Source organism: Streptomyces sp. NPDC041191 (assembly GCF_055591945.1).
The window spans coordinates 489,867-505,358 of sequence record NZ_JBVIZC010000002.1 but is presented as its reverse complement, the minus strand read 5'-3'; the positions used below and the strand labels follow the sequence as shown (position 1 = coordinate 505,358).

Below are 15,492 nucleotides of genomic sequence, written 5' to 3'. Positions count from 1 at the left end.
TTCCCGTCGAGAAAGGCAGAGCAGCCATGACCAGCAGAGAGACCACCCCCGCAGGGGAGAGCGCCGGGGCCTCTCCCGTGCCGCGCGCGGCCGCACTGGCCGTCCTGAGCGAGGAGCCGTCCACGGGGCTGTTCCCCGCCGCCCCGCGCGCCACGAGCGGCGGCGCGGCGGCCGGGACCGCTCCGGCCGCCGTCACGGCCACGGCCACCGCCGCCGCAACCGCCGGGACCGCAACCGCCGGGACCGCGACGACCGTCGCCGCGGCGGCTCCGGAGACCGGGACGGCCGCACGGACGGCGACCGCGCCGGGTCCCTCCCCGGCGCCGGCCGGGGCGAGGGCCGGGACGGCGACCGGCACCGCCACGGGGACGAGCCCCGTGGCGGAAACCGCCCCCACCACGGCCACGTCCGCGGCTTCGACCGCGAGCACGACCGCGAGCACGTCTGCGGCTTCGGCGACGGCCACGAGTACGAGCACGAGCACGAGCACGAGCACGAGCACGAGCACGAGCACGAGTACGGCCACGGCCACGTCCGCGGCTTCGACGACGGCCACGGCCACGGCCGTCCCCCGCCCCTCCGCCGACACGGAGACCGTGCCGCCCCTGGGCCGTCCCAACAAGCCGATGATCGCCGCCGCGCTTCTCGGCGGCCTGGTGCTGATCGGGGTGCCCTTCCTCGTCTCGGGCCCCGACGAGAAGCCGCGCCCGTCGATCGCGGGCGGCCCGGCGGGCAGCACGATGAACCCCGACGGCACCGGAACCGGCATCGTCCCCAGCGAGCAGCAGCTCGATGCTCCGGGCCCGGCGTCGGGCAAGAACGCCGGCGGGACACCGGGCCGGGCCCCGGGCCCCGTCAAGGACGTGAAGGGCCTCGGGCCGATCGGCGGCATCCACGAGGTCGGCACGGGCGGCACGGACCCCGCCGGCGCCCCGCGCGCCACCGACGCCCCGCGCGCCCCCGGCTCCCCGAAGACCACCGCTCCGAACGTCCCCGGCACCGCGAGGACCACCCCCACCGCCCCGGCCGGGGGTGCCCCCGCCTCGAACCGGCCCGCCCCGAACCAGCCCGCGCCGAACCGGTCCTCGTCCACCCCCAAGCCCCCGGTGGCCCCGGCGGCGGCCACGTACAACCACCTCATCGGCCTGGGCTGCAACACCCCGGGCTTCGCCGTCGGCGACATGTACACCGACGGCGACGAGGGCTGGCGGAAGAGCTGGGGAAGCACCACCTCGTACGGCTGCAGCGGCCTCTACTACAGCATGCCGATGTCGGGCAGCTCGCGGTCCGACGGCATCTGGGCGCAGTGGAAGTTCACCACCGGCTCGGTCCAGAAGGGCACCTGCGCGGTGCAGGTGTTCATCCCCAACGTGCGCGACATCTCGTACGTGGGCGGCACTCCCGCCCACTACACGGTGTACGGCTCCTTCTCCCAGAGCAAGGACGCCGTCGCCGGCACCTTCGAGATCAACCAGCCCTCGCACCTGGGCAAGTGGGTCTCCGCCGGCCGTTTCCCGGTGACGAACAACAAGATCTCCGTCGTCCTCGACAACCGGGGCAGCGGCGCGAACAACCGCCACGCGGCGGTGGCCCCGGTCCGCGTCGACTGCACGGCCTCCTGACCCGGCCCCGGCCGCGGGACGAGGGGACGGGCGCACCGGCCGGCGCGCCCGTCCCCGGTCGCCGGGCGGGTCGCGGTCGCGCGGCTCCTGCGGGAGCGGCGGGGCCGAGGGGCCCGGGGTCCGGTCCCGGCATGTGAATCCCCCTGGTCGCGGAGGCCCGGTCCGGGGCACCCTGGCCCCATGATCCGTACCGCCACACCCGCCGACGTCCCCGTCATCCACGCCATGGTCCGCGACCTCGCGGAGTACGAGAAGGCCCTCCACGAGGCCCGCGCGACCCCCGAACAGCTCCACGAGGCGCTGTTCGGCGAGCGACCGGCCGCCTACGCGCACATCGCGGAGTCGGAGGCGGGCGAGCCGGTCGGCTTCGCGCTCTGGTTCCTCAACTTCTCGACCTGGCGCGGAGTCCACGGCATCTATCTGGAGGACCTGTACGTCCGCCCGGAGGCCCGGGGCGGCGGCCACGGCAAGGCCCTGCTGCGCGAACTGGCCCGGCTCTGTACCGAGCGCGGCTACGAACGCCTGGAGTGGTCGGTCCTGGACTGGAACGAGCCCTCGATCCGCTTCTACGAGTCCCTGGGCGCCCGCCCGCAGGACGAGTGGACGGTGTACCGGCTGACGGACGGGGCCCTGGCGGAGCTCGGCGGTGCGGCGGGAGTGTAGGAAAGGGCCATGGACAACGAGCACAGCGACCACAACGACCCCAACGACCCCAACGACCCCAACGACATCGAGCAGCGGTTCCGGCGGATCACCGGTTTCATCGAGGCGCGGCTGACGCCGCTCTTCGACCCCGCGAACGGCAGCGACCACGGTTTCGGCATGGACGACACCTCCCGGGCGCTGCGGGCCACCCGCTACACCGTGCAGGCCGCGTCGGCCGTCGGCGGTCTCGTGGAGAAGCGGTCGACGGCCCCGGAGCTGCGGCAGGTCGTGGACCAGGCCCTCGAACACAACTGGGACGTGCTGCGTTCCGTCGCCCGGATGTGGGAGGACCACCCCGACTTCCTGAAGGAGTTCAAGGCGCACTCCTGGGACGTGGTCGGGGCCGTCTGACCCCGTACGCCGTCTACGGGATCAGGACCACCTTGCCCGTCGTGCCCCGGTTCTCCAGGGCGCGGTGGGCCTCCGCCGCGTGCGCGAGGGGGAAGCGGTGGACCGCCGGGCGGAGGGTGCCGGCGGTCGCGGCGGCGAGGGCGGCGCGTTCGAGGGTCCGGATGTCGCCGCCCGCCCTCTCGATCATCACCGGGCCGAGGACGGACTCCGAAGTGATGCCGCGCTCCGCCAGTTCCCCCGGTGTGAAGGCGAGCGGTCCGCCGCCGAGGCGGCCGGCCCCGGACCAGCCGAAGACGAGGTGCTGTCCGCCCTTGCCGAGGAGGTCCACGGCGGCGCGGCCGGTGTCGCCGCCGACCGAGTCGAAGACGACGGTGGCCCCGCGTCCGCCGAGGGGCCCGTCCAGGTACGCGCGGACCCGCTCCGGCCAGCCGGGTTCCAGGTAGTCGACGGCCAGGTCGGCGCCGTTCTCCCGGACCAGCGCGGTCTTCGCGGGCCCGCCCGCGAGGCCGACGACGGTGGCTCCCGCGTTCTTGGCGTACTGGACGAGCAGGGTGCCGATGCCGCCCGCCGCGGCCGGGACGATCGCGACCGACTCGGGGCCGAGGTCCGTGAACCGGAGGATGCCCAGGGTCGTGCGTCCGGTGCCGATCATGGCGACGGCCTCCGCCTCGCCCAGGCGGCCGGGCAGGGCGTGGAGCCGGGCGGCGTCGGTGACGGCGAGTTCGGCGTACCCGCCGGGGGCCGTGCCGAGGTGGGCCACGACCCGCCTGCCGAGCCAGGACGGGTCGGTGCCCCCGCCGAGGGCGTCGACCGTGCCGGCGACCTCGCGGCCGGGGATCGTGGGCAGTGCGGCGGGCGCCGGGAAGGGGCCCGTACCGCCCTCCCGGAGCACCGTGTCGAGGAGGTGCACCCCGGCCGCCGCGACCCGGACGCGGACCTGGCCGGGCCCCGGGACGGGGTCGGGGACCTCCTCGTACGCGAGGTTCCCGGCGGGACCGAAGGCGTGGAGGCGGATGGCGCGCATGGGGCTCCCTTGTCGTCCGTGCTGGTACGGAAAGCCTCCGACCTCAAGCGCCCTTGAGGTCAAGGCGTCTTCCGCGCGGACTCCCGGGTGCCCGCTCCGGGGCCGCGGCCGTGTCTGCGCTAACCGGTGACCGCCACCGCGAGCAGCAGGGCCAGCGCGCCGCAGGCGTCGAAGACGCCGCACCACTCGGACCACGGGCGGGGGACGACCCGGTCCCTCGCGTAGTGGACGGCGTCCCAGACGGCGTGGCCCAGCCAGCCGGCCGCGAGGACGAGCAGGGCGGTGGCGCCGTCCAGGAGGACGGCCGACAGGGCGACGGCGGCGAAGCCGACGAGGCCGGCGAGCTGTCCGGCGAGGACGCCGGGGCGGCGCAGTTCGCCCCGGAACGCGCCGAAGAGCAGGTAGAACAGGGGCATCGCGGCGAGGACCCCCGCGAGGAACTCCGGCGCGGGCCGGCCGTCGACGAAGGTCAGGCCCGCCAGGACCAGGGCGATCAGAGTGGGCCGGCGGTGCGCGAGCGTGTGCATCCGGGTGCCTCCCGCGTGCGGGTGTACGAGTGGGTGCGGCCGTGGGTACGGGTACGGCCGGGGGAACGGTCACGGACGTGGGTACGGGTACGGGCGCGGACGTACGGCCGGGTACGGACGTACGGGCGCATGGGGCGGGGCCCACTGTCCGGGAGCGTCCGGGCCGGCGGGAAGCGGCGTCCGGCGCCCTGTCCGTTCCCTTGGGGTACCCGTCCTTCCGGCATAGGGTCGGCGCATGGCGGAGAGGCTCATGGTGGTGGTCGGCTACGAGGCGGCCGAACTGCTGGACATCGCGTGCGTGACCACGACCCTCGCCATGGCCAACGGGATCGGCGCGCCCGAGGTCCCGTACCGGGTGCTCCTCGCCGGTCCGGGCGGCGGCCCCCTCGTCTGCGGCTCGGGGCTCGTCCTGCGCAGCGAGCGGTCGCTGGAGCGGCTGACCGGACCCCTCGACACGCTGATCGTCTCCGGCGGCACGGGGTACGAGCGGGCGGCGTCGGACGCGCGGCTCGTCGGGCACGTGCGCCGGCTGGCGCGGGAGAGCCGGCGGGTGGCGTCGGTGTGCACGGGCGCGGGGGTCCTGGCGGCGGCCGGGCTCCTGGACGGCCGGCGGGCGACCACCCACTGGCGCTTCGCCCGCCCGCTCGCCGAGCGGCACCCGGAGGTGACCGTGGACCCGCACCCGATCCACGTCCGCGACGGTCACGTCTACACGGCGGCCGGGGTGACGAGCGCCCTGGACCTCACCCTCGCGTTCGTCGAGGAGGACCACGGTCCCGAACTGGCCCGCCAGGTGGCCCGGGACCTCGTGGTGTACCTGCAACGGCCCGGCAACCAGGGGCAGATGAGCCTGTTCACCGCGGTCCCGCCGGCCCGTGACGACGTGGTCCGCGCGCTCGTCGGGCACATCGCGGCCCACCCGGACGACGACCTGAGCACGGCGGCGCTGGCCGCGCGGGCCGGGGTGACGCCCCGTCACCTCACCCGGCTCTTCACGGAGCAGCTGGGCAGCGCGCCGGGCCGTTACGTCCGGCGGGCCCGCACCGAGGCCGCCGCGCAGCTGCTCGCCACCACGACGCTGCCGGTGGCGGGCGTGGCGGCGCGCTGCGGCTTCGGCAGCGCCGAGGCGCTGCGGCAGGCGTTCTCGGAACGGTTCGGGACCGCCCCGTCCCGCTACCGGGCGGCGATGCGCCCGGCCCGGGGCGGGCGGGGCGGCCGGCGCCTGTGACGCGCGCGGTCCGTCGTGCGCGTGGCGTCCGCCGCACGAGGCCGTTGTCAGTGGCGTACCCCACCATGGGGTGATGGCGAACCACCGGGCGACGACACGGAAGAGGAAGGTGCCGGGGGCACGGCGGCCGGAGGTGCGGCTGCCGCCCCTGGAGCCCTACGGGGGCGGACTGGAGCCGGACGGGGACTACGACGGCCTCGACCTGTCCGGGCTCGACCTGGCCGGACAGTCGGGGGAGGGGGCCCGGTTCCTGGACTGCGCGCTGCGCGCGTGCGGCCTCGACGGCGCGCGGCTGGCGAACGCGCGCTTCCTGGACTCGGTGCTGAGCGGGGTGCGGGGGGTGGGGACCGACCTCGCGGGGGCGCGGCTGCGGGACGTGGAGGTCGTGGACGCGCGGCTCGGCGGGGCGCAGCTGCACGGGGCCGTGCTCGAACGGGTCGTGGTGCGGGGCGGCAAGAGCGACTACCTGAACCTGCGGTCCGCGAGGCTCAGGGACGTCGTCTTCGAGGGGTGCGTGCTGAGCGAGCCGGACTTCGGGGGCGCGGTCCTCGAACGGGTCGAGTTCGTGGACTGCGTCCTGACGGACGCCGACTTCACGGGCGCGCGGCTGAAGGACGTGGATCTGCGGGGGGTCCCGCGCCTGGAGATCACGCGCGGGGTGGAGTCCCTGGCGGGGGCCGTGATCTCGGCCTCCCAGCTCCTGGACCTGGCGCCGGTGCTGGCGGCGCGGCTGGGGGTGCGGGTGGAGGGGTAGGGCCCGGGGTCCGGCCCCCTCGGGCCCCCGGTTCCTCCGGGGGCCGCCCCCGGCCGGGTCACGGCAGGCGGGGGAAGCGGGCCTGGAGGGACCAGACGGCCGGGTTGTCGGCCAGGCCCTCGTGCATGTCCGTGAGGTCGGCGATCAGGTCGTGCAGGAAGTCGCGCGCCTCGCGGCGCAGCTCGGCGTGGTTGAAGGTGACCGGGGGCTCGTCGCCCGGCATCCAGTCGGCCTCGACCTCCACCCAGCCGAAACGGCGCTCGAAGAGCATCCGGTCCGTGGACTCGGTGAAGTCGAGTTCCGCGTACTGCGGCTGCGCGGCCCGGCTGCCGCGCGGATCCCGGTCGAGCTGTTCCACGATGTCGCAGAGCGCCCAGGCGAAGTCGAGGACCGGCACCCATCCCCAGGCCGTGGACACCTCCCGGTCCGTCTCGGTGTCCGCGAGGTACACGTCCCCGCAGAACAGGTCGTGCCGCAGCGCGTGGACGTCCGCGCGGCGGTAGTCGGTCTGCGGGGGGTCGGGGAAGCGACGCGAGAGGGAGTAGCCGATGTCGAGCACGGAACCGATGGTGTCACGGGGCGGGGCCGGGCCCGTACGCGAGGAGCGGCGGCCGGCAGCCGTGCGCGGGGAGCGGCGCCCGACACCCGTACGCGGGGAGCGGCGCCCCGCCCCGTACGCCGGGGCCGCCCGAACGGGCCGCCCTCCTCCGCACCGGCCGCGCGCCGGACGGGCCGTCCTCCTCACCGCCGGCCGTGCACCGCCCTGGCCACCCTCGGGCCCAGCCAGCGCTTGAGGCGGCGCAGGGACTCCAGGCGGTCGGCGGCGCGGTCGAGGCGGTAGTAGAGCTGCGGGGGGACGTGGGGGAGGAGGGGGGAGTGGCGCTGCCCGAGGAGGGCGAACATGCGGGCCGGCTCCAGGCACATGTAGCGGGGCAGGTCCTCGTACCAGCGGGCGCTGTAGCGGGCGGCGCTCTGGGCGGAGAGGAGTTCGGCGCGGCGCCGCTTCCCGTACAGGGTCAGGGCCGTGTCGAGGTCCCGGGGCGCGGACGGGGCCAGGGCGTCCGCGAGGGCGAGCGCGTCCTCCAGGGCCAGGGTGGTGCCCGCGCCGATCGAGTAGTGCGTGGTGTGGGCGGCGTCGCCGAGCAGGACCAGGTTGCCCCGGTGCCAGACGCGGTTGGTGAGCGTGCGGAAGGTGAGCCACCGGGCGGGGTCGTCGGCCCGGTCCCGGCCGATCAGCCCGTGCCCGTCGAGGAGGTCGTGGAAGACCTTCTCCAGGAGGCGCAGGCTGTCGGCCTCCCCGAGCGCGTCGAGGCCCAGACCGGTCCAGGTCTCCGGGGAGCACTCCACCACGCAGGTGGAGCGCTCGCCGCTGAAGCCGTAGGCGTAGCACCAGATCCAGCCGTGCGCGGTCTCCTTGAAGGCGAAGCTGAACGAGTCGAAGACCTTGGTCGTGCCGAGCCAGACGTACGGGTTGCGGCCGTTCGTGACCCGGCTGCCGAAGTGGTCCGCGTACGCCTCGCGGAGCGCGCTGTTCACCCCGTCGGCGGCGACGACGAGGTCCGCGCCCGCGAGTTCGGGCGCGTCGGGGCCGGTGACCGCGTGCTCGAACTCGATCCGCACGCCGAGTGCGCGGGCGCGGTCCGCGAGGAGCGCGAGCATCCGCCGCCGTCCGATGCCGAAGCCCGCGTCGCCGTGGTGGACGGTCCGCTCGTCGCGGACGATCGCGACCCCGTCGGTCCAGGTCACGGAGGCGTCCGCGACCGCCCGCGCGGACTCCGGGTCGCCCGCGCGCAGCTTGTCGAGGAGTCCGGCCCAGTAGGTGACGCCCCAGCCGTAGGTGGAGCCCTCCGCGTTCCGTTCGTACACGACGATCTCGTGGGACGGGTCCCGCCGCTTCAGCAGGACCGAGAGGTAGAGGCCGGCGGGACCGCCGCCGACGATCGCGAGCTTCATGGGCGCTCCCCCTGGAACTGAGTGTGACACCGTGCGGTCGGAAGGCAACGCACGGTAGCAGCGGGGGTGGTGACACGCCGGGAACGGCGCCGGGACCGTCCTCCGAGCCGTCGCGGCGGAGGAGCGGACGGCGGTGGCCGGGGGCCCGCGACGGCGGCCTACGGCAGCAGCCGGCGTTCCTTCGCCACCGCCACCGCTCCCGCCCGCGTGTCGACGCCGAGCTTGGTGTAGATCCGCCCGAGGTGGGTCTTCACCGTCGCCTCGCTGATGAACAGGGTCCGCGCGATCTCGCGGTTGCCGAGCCCCCGCCCCAGCTGCCCGAGGATGTCCCGCTCCCGGTCGGTGAGGGTCGGCCCCGCCGCGCCCCGCATCCGGTCCATGACCCGGCCGGCGACCGGCGGGGAGAGGGCGGTGCGGCCCTGCGCGGCGGCGTGGACGGCCGCGAACAGCTCCTCCGGCCGCTCGGCCTTCAGGAGGTAGCCGGTGGCGCCCGCCCCGATCGCCCGCGTGATGTCGGCGTCCGTGTCGTACGTGGTGAGGACGAGGACGTGGACGCCGGTCGGCGCGATGCGGCGGGTCGCCTCGACGCCGTCGATGCCCGGACCGAGCTGGAGGTCCATGAGGACCACGTCCGGCTTCAGCTTCGCCGCCATGGCGACGGCCTCCTCGCCGCTGCCGGCCTCCCCGACGACGTCGATGTCGGGGGCGCTGCCGAGCAGGGCGAGCAGTCCGGCGCGGACGACGGCGTGGTCGTCGCAGAGCAGGATGCGTACGGGGGACATCACGACTCCTGGGGGAGCGGGGGCGGCGGGCTCAGCGGGATCGCGGCGGAGAGCACCGTGCCCTCGCCCGGGGTGGACTCGACCGTCAGGGTGCCGCCGAGCTGCCGGGCCCGCACCCGCATCGCGGGCAGCCCGTGACCGCGCACCCCGCCCGGTTTCTCCCCGGGGTCGAAGCCGCGCCCGTCGTCCGCGACGTCCAGGACCACCTGGTCGTCCAGGTACGTCAGGGTCACGGCGGCCGAGTCGGCGGCGGCGTGTTCGCGGATGTTGGCGAGGGCGCCCTGCGCGATCCGCAGCAGCGCCGACTGGGTGCGGTCCGGCAGCGGCACGGGGGCCCCGTCGACCCGGAAGGCGGCCGACTCGCGGGCGGCGAGCCCCCGCAGGGCCTCTTCGAGGCCGGCGCCCCCCGCCAGGTCGGCCGGCGCGAGGTCGTGGACGAACCGGCGGGCCTCGGCGAGGTTGTGCTCCGCGACGGCCTCGGCGGTACGGACGTGCCGGCGGGCGGTCGCCGGGTCGGCCTCCCAGAGGCGGTCCGCCGCCTGGAGCAGCATCTGCTGGCTGGAGAGGCCCTGCGCCAGGGTGTCGTGGATCTCCATGGAGAGCCGCTGGCGCTCGGCGAGGGTCCCTTCGCGGCGCTCGGTGGCGGCGAGTTCGCGCCGGGTGCGGATCAGGTCGTCGATGAGGTCCCGCTGGCGCCCGGCCTGCCGTTGGGAGTGGACGAACACCCCGGTGGCGAGGGCGGCGACGGCCGGCGGGGCGACGATCAGGTTCGGGTCCCACCCGCCGTGCGAGAGCTGCACCTGGGCGAAGACCACGAACACGGTGAGCAGGGCGACCAGGCCGAGCGCGGCGCGCGGCGGGAGGGTCCGCAGCCCCGTGTAGAAGAGCGGCACCGCGCACCAGGCGAAGCTGGGTGCGAGGACGACGAGGACGACCCAGACGGCGACGACCGTGCCCAGCCAGGCGATCCGGCGGGGGGTGGCGCGGGTGCCGAGGACGGGGCCGAGGAGGTAGAGGGCGGCGAGCGCGCCGGTGAGGACGACGATCCAGGGGCTGCGGGCCTCCCAGCCGTGCCGCAGCAGGAAGCGGGCGAGCGAGGCGCCGAGCAGGAGGAAGAACGCGGTGTGCATGATCCACGCCAGCCGGCGGGCGTCCGGGTCCCGCTCCATGGTTCCGTCCTTCTCTCCGCGCCGTTCTGCCGTCCGCGCCGTTCTGCCGTCCGCGCCGCTTCACCGTCCGCGCCGTTCTGCCGTCCGCGCCACGTCGTCCCATCATCCGCTCCGGCGGCGCCGTTCCGCCGCCCCGGTGCGGCTCCGGGCCGCCGGGCCGCCGGGCCCGCCCGGGGACGCGCCTTCATCGTGGCCCGACAGGACCGGTCCCGCATCAGCCGATCGGCTGACCCGGCCGTCCACCGGTGGGCGTCCGCAGGACAGCCGGAACGTGGACCGGGCGGTCCCGGCGGCGGCCACAGGATGGATACCGGAGCGGGACGGACGGACGGATCGTCCGTCGTCACCGCCCGGTCCCTCACCCGGTCCACCATCCGGTCCACCGCCTCACGGCCCGTCCCACGGAGTTCCCCATGAAGAAGATCCTCTTCGGTGCCACCGCCGCCGCCGTCATCGCCGCCGGCACCTTCGGCGTGGTCTCGGCGAACGCCACCGCCCCGGCCGCCGCCCCCGCCGTCGCGGTCCGCGCCGACGCCGGCAACGGCAACCTCCAGCAGTCGACGCACCTGACGGTCGAGGCCGCGACGAAGGCCGCGCAGGCGGCGCTCAAGGCGGCCCAGAAGGAGAACCAGCGCGTCTCCGTCGCCGTGGTCGACCGCAACGGCAACACCCTCGTGACCCTGCGCGGCGACGGCGCGGGCCCGCAGTCGTACGAGTCGGCCGTGAAGAAGGCGTACACCGCCGTCTCCTGGAACGCCCCGACCTCCGAGCTGGTCAAGCGCCTCGCCAACGTTCCCACCCTCAAGGACATCCCCGGCACCCTCTTCCTCGCCGGCGGCGCCCCGGTGACCGCCAAGGGCGCGCCGGTCGCGGGCATCGGCGTCGCGGGCGCTCCCTCCGGTGACCTCGACGAGAAGTTCGCCCAGGCCGGCGTCGCCTCCCTCGGCAGGTGAGGACGCCCCGGGAACGGTGAGGGCGCCCGGACCCCCCCGCCGGGCGCTCCCGCCCCGCGCAAGCCGCTCGCTCTCACCCCGTGGAAGGCGCCCCCTCCCCACTCGGGCGTTCCCACCCGGCCCCGCCGGAAGCGGCTGCTTAGGATCGGTGCGTGACCCAGCGCAGCCGGACCGGAGCCGCCGCCCCCCTCGCCGCCGTCCTCACCGCGCTCGCGCTGCTCGCGGCCGCCTGCACCGGGGCCACCGGCGGGGTCCGGGGCACCCCGGGGGCCGCCGGCCTCCGGGACCGGTACTTCCCGAAGCAGGGGAACGGCGGCTACGACGTACGGCACTACGCCCTCACCCTCGCCTACGACCCGGGGACCGGGCGGCTCGACGGCACCGCCGTCCTCACCGCCGTCGCCACCCAGGACCTCAGCGCGTTCAACCTCGACCTGTCGGGGCTCGTGGTCGGCGGCGCGAGCGTGGACGGCACCCCCGCCGCGTACCACAGGGCCGGGAACGAACTGACGCTCCGCCCGCGCGAGGAGGTCCGCAAGGGCACGGAGTTCCGCGCCACCGTCACGTACGGGGGCGTGCCCGAACCGGTCACGGACGCGGACGGCTCCCGGGAGGGCTGGCTGCGCACCGGGGACGGGGCGATCGCGGTCGGCGAGCCGACCGGCTCCATGACCTGGTTCCCCGGGAACCACCACCCCTCGGACAAGGCCGCGTACGACATCGCGCTCACCGTCCCCGCCGGGGTCGAAGCCCTCTCCAACGGGGTCCGGACCGCCCGGCGGACGGAGGCGGACGGACGCGTCACCACCACCTGGCACGCGCCCGAGCCGATGGCGAGCTACCTCGCGACGGTCGCGATCGGCCGGTACGAGACGGGGACGGCGACCGCCCTCGGCTCCGTGCCCGTCCTGACCGCGGCCGAACCGGCGGTCGCGGCGGACAGCGCCGCACTGCGGGCCGAGATCCCCGTGATCCTCGACCGGCAGGCACGGCGCTTCGGCCCGTACCCCTTCTCGGCCGCCGGGGCGGTCGTCCTCGGGAACGGGGCTCCCGGCTACGCCCTGGAGACCCAGACCCGGCCCGTCTTCCCGGTCACCTCCTTCGACCGGACGACCCTCGTCCACGAACTGGCCCACCAGTGGTTCGGCAACTCGGTGACGCCCGCCGGCTGGCGGGACCTGTGGCTGAACGAGGGCTTCGCGACGTACGCGGAGTGGCTGTACGAGGAGGAGTACGAGAAGGTGCCCGCCCGCACCTCCTTCGAACGGGCCTTCGCGGAGCGGGACAACTGGGCCTTCCCGCCGGCCGCCCCGCCCTCCGCCGAGAACCTCTTCGACCCGCCCGTCTACCAGCGGGGCGCGATGGTCCTGCACAAGCTGCGCGAGACGGTCGGGGACGGGACCTTCGACCGGATCCTGCGCGGCTGGGCGGAGGAACACCGGTACGCCAACGCCTCCACGGCGGACTTCACGGCCTACGCGGAGAAGGCCGCCGGGCGGGACCTCGGCGCGTTGTGGGAGGTCTGGCTGTACGGCGACGGCCGGCCGGAGCGCCCCTGAGACCGGCCGGACGCGCGACCGGATCCGTCAGGTCCGCCACCGGGCCCGCCGGACGTGCCACCGGGCCCGCCGGACGTGCCGACGGGCCCGGTCGCGGTCCGGACTCAGTACGTCCAGCGGGCGCGGTCGCCGTCCATGACGCAGCGGATCACGCGGCGGTTGGCCGCGTGCGTGGAGCTGCCGAGGTCGGACTTCCGGCAGAACTGGCCGGCGCTGTAGCAGTTCCCGGCGTTGGAGACGATCTCGCAGGTGGCCTCGGCCGCCGGCGCCTCGGTCGTGCGCTTCGGCGCGGGGGCGTGCGTGGTGGGCCTCGGGGCCCGGGTCGCCGTCGGCTCCGCCGGCGCCTGGGTCGTGGGCTTCGCCTTCGCGGGCGCGGGCGCCGCGGTGGTGGCCGCGGGGGCCGCGGTGGTGGGAGCCGCGGTCGTCGGGGCCGGTGTGGTGGGCTCCGCGGTGGTGGGGCCGGGCGTCGGCGACGCGGAGGCCGTGGTGGAGACCGGCGGCGGTGCGGCGGAACCGTCGGCCGCGGTGGGCCCGCAGGCGACGGTGAGGCCCACGAGCGCCAGGCCCGTCAGCGTCCGCCGTACCAGCCGGCCCGTCCGGGTCCCGGGTCCGTGGCGGTGCGGTACGGCGGGCCCCCCGCCCCCGTGCCCTCCCGCTCCGGTGCCTCCGGGTCTCCTGCCGCCTCTGCCGGTGTCGTCGGCGTCGTCGCAGGCATGGGTGTCGTACATCGGCCCCCCACGGGTCGTTCAGATGATCGAAGGAGGCACGTTATAGGACGATGCGACCGGTCGGGGAGGGCGGCGACGCGAAAAAGGAAGACGCCGGTTCCGGAACCACGAGCGTGGTTCCGGAACCGGCGTCCGGGTGCCGGCGCGGGGCCGGCCGGGTGTCAGAGGTTGACGCCGAAGTCCCGGGCGATGCCCTCCAGGCCCGAGGCGTAGCCCTGGCCGACGGCGCGGAACTTCCACTCGGCGCCGTTGCGGTACAGCTCGCCGAAGACCATGGCGGTCTCGGTGGCGGCGTCCTCGGAGAGGTCGTAGCGGGCGATCTCGGCGCCGCCGGCCTGGTTCACGACGCGGATGTACGCGTTGCGGACCTGGCCGAAGTTCTGCGAGCGGGCGACCGCGTCGTAGATGGAGACCGGGAAGACGATCTTGTCGACGTTCGGCGCGAGGGCCGCGAGGTTGACGTTGATCTGCTCGTCGTCGCCGCCGCCCTCGCCGGTGCGGTTGTCACCGGTGTGGACGATGCTCTGGTCCGGCGTGGACTTGTTGTTGAAGAAGACGAAGTGGGCGTCGGAGACGACCTTCCCGCCCGCGTCCACGCCGATCGCGGAGGCGTCGAGGTCGAAGTCGGTGCCGGTGGTGGTGCGGACGTCCCAGCCGAGGCCCACGGTGACGGCGGTGAGGCCCGGGGCCTCCTTGGTCAGGGAGACGTTGCCGCCCTTGGACAGGCTCACAGCCATGGAAAGTCCCTTTCATCGCGTTCAGCGTGTGCGTCGTGCTGCTGTCGCCTGGAGGAACGCGCGCGGCCGTCCGTCGGTTCCCGTGCGGCCGGGAGGGAAATGAGGATGACTCCAACGGCCCCGTACGGGGAACATGGGGAGCATGTCCGGTCCCTATCCCGTCCGCGGCTCCGTCTCGCTCCCCGAGGCCGAGCTCCAGTGGCGTTTCTCGCGTTCGTCGGGTCCGGGCGGACAGCACGTCAACACCAGCGATTCGCAGGTGGAACTCCGCTTCGACCTCGCGGCCACGGAGGCGTTCCCCGCCGTGTGGAAGGCCCGCGCCCTGGAGCGCCTCGCCTCCCGCCTGGTCAACGGGGTCGTGACCGTACGCGCCTCGGAGCACCGCTCCCAGTGGCGCAACCGCGAGACGGCGGCGGTCCGCCTGGCCGCCCTCCTCGCCGAGGCGACGGCCCCGCCGCCGAAGCCCCGCCGGCCGACGAAGATCCCGCGCGGCATCAACGAGCGCCGGCTGCGCGAGAAGAAGCAGCGCTCGGAGACCAAGCGCACCCGGCAGTCCCGCGACTGGGGCTGAGCCCCCGGAACCCCCGGAACCCCCGGCGCCTCCCCCTCAGTCCAGCCGCCGGTACCTCCCCCGGAAGTACGCCAGCGGCCCGCTGCCGTCCTCCGGCGACAGGCCCACCGTCAGGACCCGTCCCACCACGAGCGTGTGGTCCCCGGCCACCACGCGGCTCTCGGTGCGGCACTCCAGGACCGAAAGGGCGCCGTCCACGAGCGGGGCGCCGCTCGCCCCGCCCCGGGTGTGCGGCACGTCGGCGAAGAGGAGCCGGTCGCTCACGCGGTTCTTCATCGAGAAGCGCGAGGCGACGTGCCGCTGGTTCTCGGTGAGGACGGAGACCGCCCAGCAGGGGACCTCCGCGAGCAGGTCGTCCATCCGGGAGCCGTTGCGCAGGCTGACCAGGACCAGGGGCGGGTCGAGGGAGACCGACACGAAGGCGGTGGCCGTCATGCCGACGTCCTCGCCGCGCGGGCCGTCGTCGGGATCGTGCGCGGTCACCAGGACCACGCCCGACGCGAGGCGGGACATCGCCGCCCGGAACTCGTCGTTGCTCACCCCCTCAGCATGGGGGACGGCGGGAGGGGGCGGGACGGGCGGGGAGAGGGTCTTCCGGGACATGCCCCCGACGCTAGCCCGCCCCCTCGGGGGCCCGCCTCGGGCCCGGGGACCAGAACGCCGCCCCCGGGGGTCCTAGGACCCGCGTATGCTCACGCACACCACGAGGGCGCTTGTGACTTGAGTCACAGGAGGAAGTATTTGTTGACCCTGTGTACCGGGTGCGCAGCTCGCTGTGATTCAGTGGCGGGGACAGTGCACTGCGAATCGTGACTGTGCAACACGAAGT

At 75.1% G+C, this 15,492-nt stretch carries 17 protein-coding genes; 8 read left to right on the top strand and 9 right to left on the bottom strand.

Annotation, left to right across the window (positions count from 1 at the left end; all coding sequences use genetic code 11):
• Positions 1-26 precede the first annotated feature (26 nt).
• The 3 genes from ACZ6AQ_RS05490 to ACZ6AQ_RS05480 all read left to right on the top strand — a co-directional run bounded on the left by ACZ6AQ_RS05490 (position 27) and on the right by ACZ6AQ_RS05480 (position 2,678).
• Positions 27-1,622 (top strand): hypothetical protein, encoded by a 1,596-nt coding sequence (locus ACZ6AQ_RS05490; protein ID WP_468757710.1) that lies wholly within the window; start codon positions 27-29, stop codon positions 1,620-1,622.
• A gap of 180 nt (positions 1,623-1,802) precedes the next feature.
• On the top strand, positions 1,803-2,285 hold the full coding sequence (locus tag ACZ6AQ_RS05485; RefSeq protein ID WP_468757709.1) for a GNAT family N-acetyltransferase: 483 nt from the start codon (positions 1,803-1,805) through the stop codon (positions 2,283-2,285).
• Positions 2,286-2,294: 9 nt separating this feature from the next.
• Positions 2,295-2,678: a hypothetical protein gene (locus ACZ6AQ_RS05480; protein ID WP_468757708.1), complete on the top strand. Its 384-nt coding sequence runs from the start codon at positions 2,295-2,297 to the stop codon at positions 2,676-2,678.
• Positions 2,679-2,691: 13 nt separating this feature from the next.
• Here the strand turns inward: ACZ6AQ_RS05480 and ACZ6AQ_RS05475 are convergent, their stop codons facing one another.
• Both ACZ6AQ_RS05475 and ACZ6AQ_RS05470 read right to left on the bottom strand, forming a co-directional pair.
• The gene (locus ACZ6AQ_RS05475; protein WP_468757707.1) at positions 2,692-3,702 is read right to left on the bottom strand and encodes a zinc-binding dehydrogenase; all 1,011 of its coding nucleotides are present in this window, start codon (positions 3,700-3,702) and stop codon (positions 2,692-2,694) included.
• A 119-nt stretch (positions 3,703-3,821) separates the two neighbouring features.
• Positions 3,822-4,229 carry a hypothetical protein gene (locus ACZ6AQ_RS05470; RefSeq protein WP_468757705.1) on the bottom strand — a complete coding sequence of 136 codons (408 nt, stop codon included), beginning with the start codon at positions 4,227-4,229 and terminating at the stop codon, positions 3,822-3,824.
• Positions 4,230-4,464: 235 nt separating this feature from the next.
• Here ACZ6AQ_RS05470 and ACZ6AQ_RS05465 point away from each other — a divergent pair, with 235 nt between their 5' ends.
• Both ACZ6AQ_RS05465 and ACZ6AQ_RS05460 read left to right on the top strand, forming a co-directional pair.
• On the top strand, positions 4,465-5,457 hold the full coding sequence (locus ACZ6AQ_RS05465) for a GlxA family transcriptional regulator (protein ID WP_468757704.1): 993 nt from the start codon (positions 4,465-4,467) through the stop codon (positions 5,455-5,457).
• A 73-nt stretch (positions 5,458-5,530) separates the two neighbouring features.
• Entirely contained in the window at positions 5,531-6,211 is a 681-nt protein-coding gene (locus ACZ6AQ_RS05460; protein ID WP_468757703.1) for a pentapeptide repeat-containing protein, read from the top strand.
• Between the two features lie 58 nt (positions 6,212-6,269).
• Here the strand turns inward: ACZ6AQ_RS05460 and ACZ6AQ_RS05455 are convergent, their stop codons facing one another.
• From ACZ6AQ_RS05455 to ACZ6AQ_RS05440, 4 genes are all read right to left on the bottom strand, one after another.
• Positions 6,270-6,770, bottom strand: a complete 501-nt coding sequence (locus ACZ6AQ_RS05455; RefSeq protein ID WP_468757701.1) for a hypothetical protein — start codon at positions 6,768-6,770, stop codon at positions 6,270-6,272.
• 182 nt (positions 6,771-6,952) lie between these two features.
• The gene (locus ACZ6AQ_RS05450; RefSeq protein ID WP_468757699.1) at positions 6,953-8,164 is read right to left on the bottom strand and encodes an FAD-dependent monooxygenase; all 1,212 of its coding nucleotides are present in this window, start codon (positions 8,162-8,164) and stop codon (positions 6,953-6,955) included.
• A 158-nt stretch (positions 8,165-8,322) separates the two neighbouring features.
• Positions 8,323-8,946 (bottom strand): response regulator, encoded by a 624-nt coding sequence (locus ACZ6AQ_RS05445; RefSeq protein ID WP_468757697.1) that lies wholly within the window; start codon positions 8,944-8,946, stop codon positions 8,323-8,325.
• Positions 8,946-10,115: a sensor histidine kinase gene (locus tag ACZ6AQ_RS05440; RefSeq protein WP_468757695.1), complete on the bottom strand. Its 1,170-nt coding sequence runs from the start codon at positions 10,113-10,115 to the stop codon at positions 8,946-8,948. The genes ACZ6AQ_RS05445 and ACZ6AQ_RS05440 overlap by 1 nt, the downstream gene beginning before the upstream one ends.
• Before the next feature lie 413 nt (positions 10,116-10,528).
• On the opposite strand from ACZ6AQ_RS05440, the gene ACZ6AQ_RS05435 reads away from it, so the two are divergent.
• Together ACZ6AQ_RS05435 and ACZ6AQ_RS05430 are read left to right on the top strand one after the other, a co-directional pair.
• Positions 10,529-11,068, top strand: a complete 540-nt coding sequence (locus ACZ6AQ_RS05435) for a GlcG/HbpS family heme-binding protein (protein WP_468757693.1) — start codon at positions 10,529-10,531, stop codon at positions 11,066-11,068.
• A gap of 152 nt (positions 11,069-11,220) precedes the next feature.
• On the top strand, positions 11,221-12,627 hold the full coding sequence (locus tag ACZ6AQ_RS05430) for a M1 family metallopeptidase (RefSeq protein ID WP_468757691.1): 1,407 nt from the start codon (positions 11,221-11,223) through the stop codon (positions 12,625-12,627).
• A gap of 104 nt (positions 12,628-12,731) precedes the next feature.
• Here the strand turns inward: ACZ6AQ_RS05430 and ACZ6AQ_RS05425 are convergent, their stop codons facing one another.
• Together ACZ6AQ_RS05425 and ACZ6AQ_RS05420 are read right to left on the bottom strand one after the other, a co-directional pair.
• Entirely contained in the window at positions 12,732-13,355 is a 624-nt protein-coding gene (locus tag ACZ6AQ_RS05425; protein ID WP_468757689.1) for a hypothetical protein, read from the bottom strand.
• Positions 13,356-13,516: 161 nt separating this feature from the next.
• Positions 13,517-14,092 (bottom strand): TerD family protein, encoded by a 576-nt coding sequence (locus ACZ6AQ_RS05420; protein ID WP_388688600.1) that lies wholly within the window; start codon positions 14,090-14,092, stop codon positions 13,517-13,519.
• Positions 14,093-14,225: 133 nt separating this feature from the next.
• On the opposite strand from ACZ6AQ_RS05420, the gene arfB reads away from it, so the two are divergent.
• On the top strand, positions 14,226-14,663 hold the full coding sequence (gene arfB, locus ACZ6AQ_RS05415) for an alternative ribosome rescue aminoacyl-tRNA hydrolase ArfB (protein WP_388688598.1): 438 nt from the start codon (positions 14,226-14,228) through the stop codon (positions 14,661-14,663).
• A 36-nt stretch (positions 14,664-14,699) separates the two neighbouring features.
• Here arfB and ACZ6AQ_RS05410 read toward each other — a convergent pair whose 3' ends face one another.
• Positions 14,700-15,266, bottom strand: coding sequence for a flavin reductase family protein (locus tag ACZ6AQ_RS05410; RefSeq protein ID WP_468757687.1), 567 nt, complete (start codon positions 15,264-15,266; stop codon positions 14,700-14,702).
• Positions 15,267-15,492 lie beyond the last annotated feature (226 nt).

Bases quoted from the DNA above. Each gene is read 5' to 3' on its own strand.
- ACZ6AQ_RS05490 (WP_468757710.1), top strand. From the start codon at position 27: ATGACCAGCAGAGAGACCACCCCCGCAGGGGAGAGCGCCGGGGCCTCT.
- ACZ6AQ_RS05485 (WP_468757709.1), top strand. From the start codon at position 1,803: ATGATCCGTACCGCCACACCCGCCGACGTCCCCGTCATCCACGCCATG.
- ACZ6AQ_RS05480 (WP_468757708.1), top strand. From the start codon at position 2,295: ATGGACAACGAGCACAGCGACCACAACGACCCCAACGACCCCAACGAC.
- ACZ6AQ_RS05475 (WP_468757707.1), bottom strand. From the start codon at position 3,702: ATGCGCGCCATCCGCCTCCACGCCTTCGGTCCCGCCGGGAACCTCGCG.
- ACZ6AQ_RS05470 (WP_468757705.1), bottom strand. From the start codon at position 4,229: ATGCACACGCTCGCGCACCGCCGGCCCACTCTGATCGCCCTGGTCCTG.
- ACZ6AQ_RS05465 (WP_468757704.1), top strand. From the start codon at position 4,465: ATGGCGGAGAGGCTCATGGTGGTGGTCGGCTACGAGGCGGCCGAACTG.
- ACZ6AQ_RS05460 (WP_468757703.1), top strand. From the start codon at position 5,531: ATGGCGAACCACCGGGCGACGACACGGAAGAGGAAGGTGCCGGGGGCA.
- ACZ6AQ_RS05450 (WP_468757699.1), bottom strand. From the start codon at position 8,164: ATGAAGCTCGCGATCGTCGGCGGCGGTCCCGCCGGCCTCTACCTCTCG.
- ACZ6AQ_RS05445 (WP_468757697.1), bottom strand. From the start codon at position 8,946: ATGTCCCCCGTACGCATCCTGCTCTGCGACGACCACGCCGTCGTCCGC.
- ACZ6AQ_RS05440 (WP_468757695.1), bottom strand. From the start codon at position 10,115: ATGGAGCGGGACCCGGACGCCCGCCGGCTGGCGTGGATCATGCACACC.
- ACZ6AQ_RS05435 (WP_468757693.1), top strand. From the start codon at position 10,529: ATGAAGAAGATCCTCTTCGGTGCCACCGCCGCCGCCGTCATCGCCGCC.
- ACZ6AQ_RS05425 (WP_468757689.1), bottom strand. From the start codon at position 13,355: ATGTACGACACCCATGCCTGCGACGACGCCGACGACACCGGCAGAGGC.
- ACZ6AQ_RS05420 (WP_388688600.1), bottom strand. From the start codon at position 14,092: ATGGCTGTGAGCCTGTCCAAGGGCGGCAACGTCTCCCTGACCAAGGAG.
- arfB (WP_388688598.1), top strand. From the start codon at position 14,226: ATGGGGAGCATGTCCGGTCCCTATCCCGTCCGCGGCTCCGTCTCGCTC.
- ACZ6AQ_RS05410 (WP_468757687.1), bottom strand. From the start codon at position 15,266: ATGTCCCGGAAGACCCTCTCCCCGCCCGTCCCGCCCCCTCCCGCCGTC.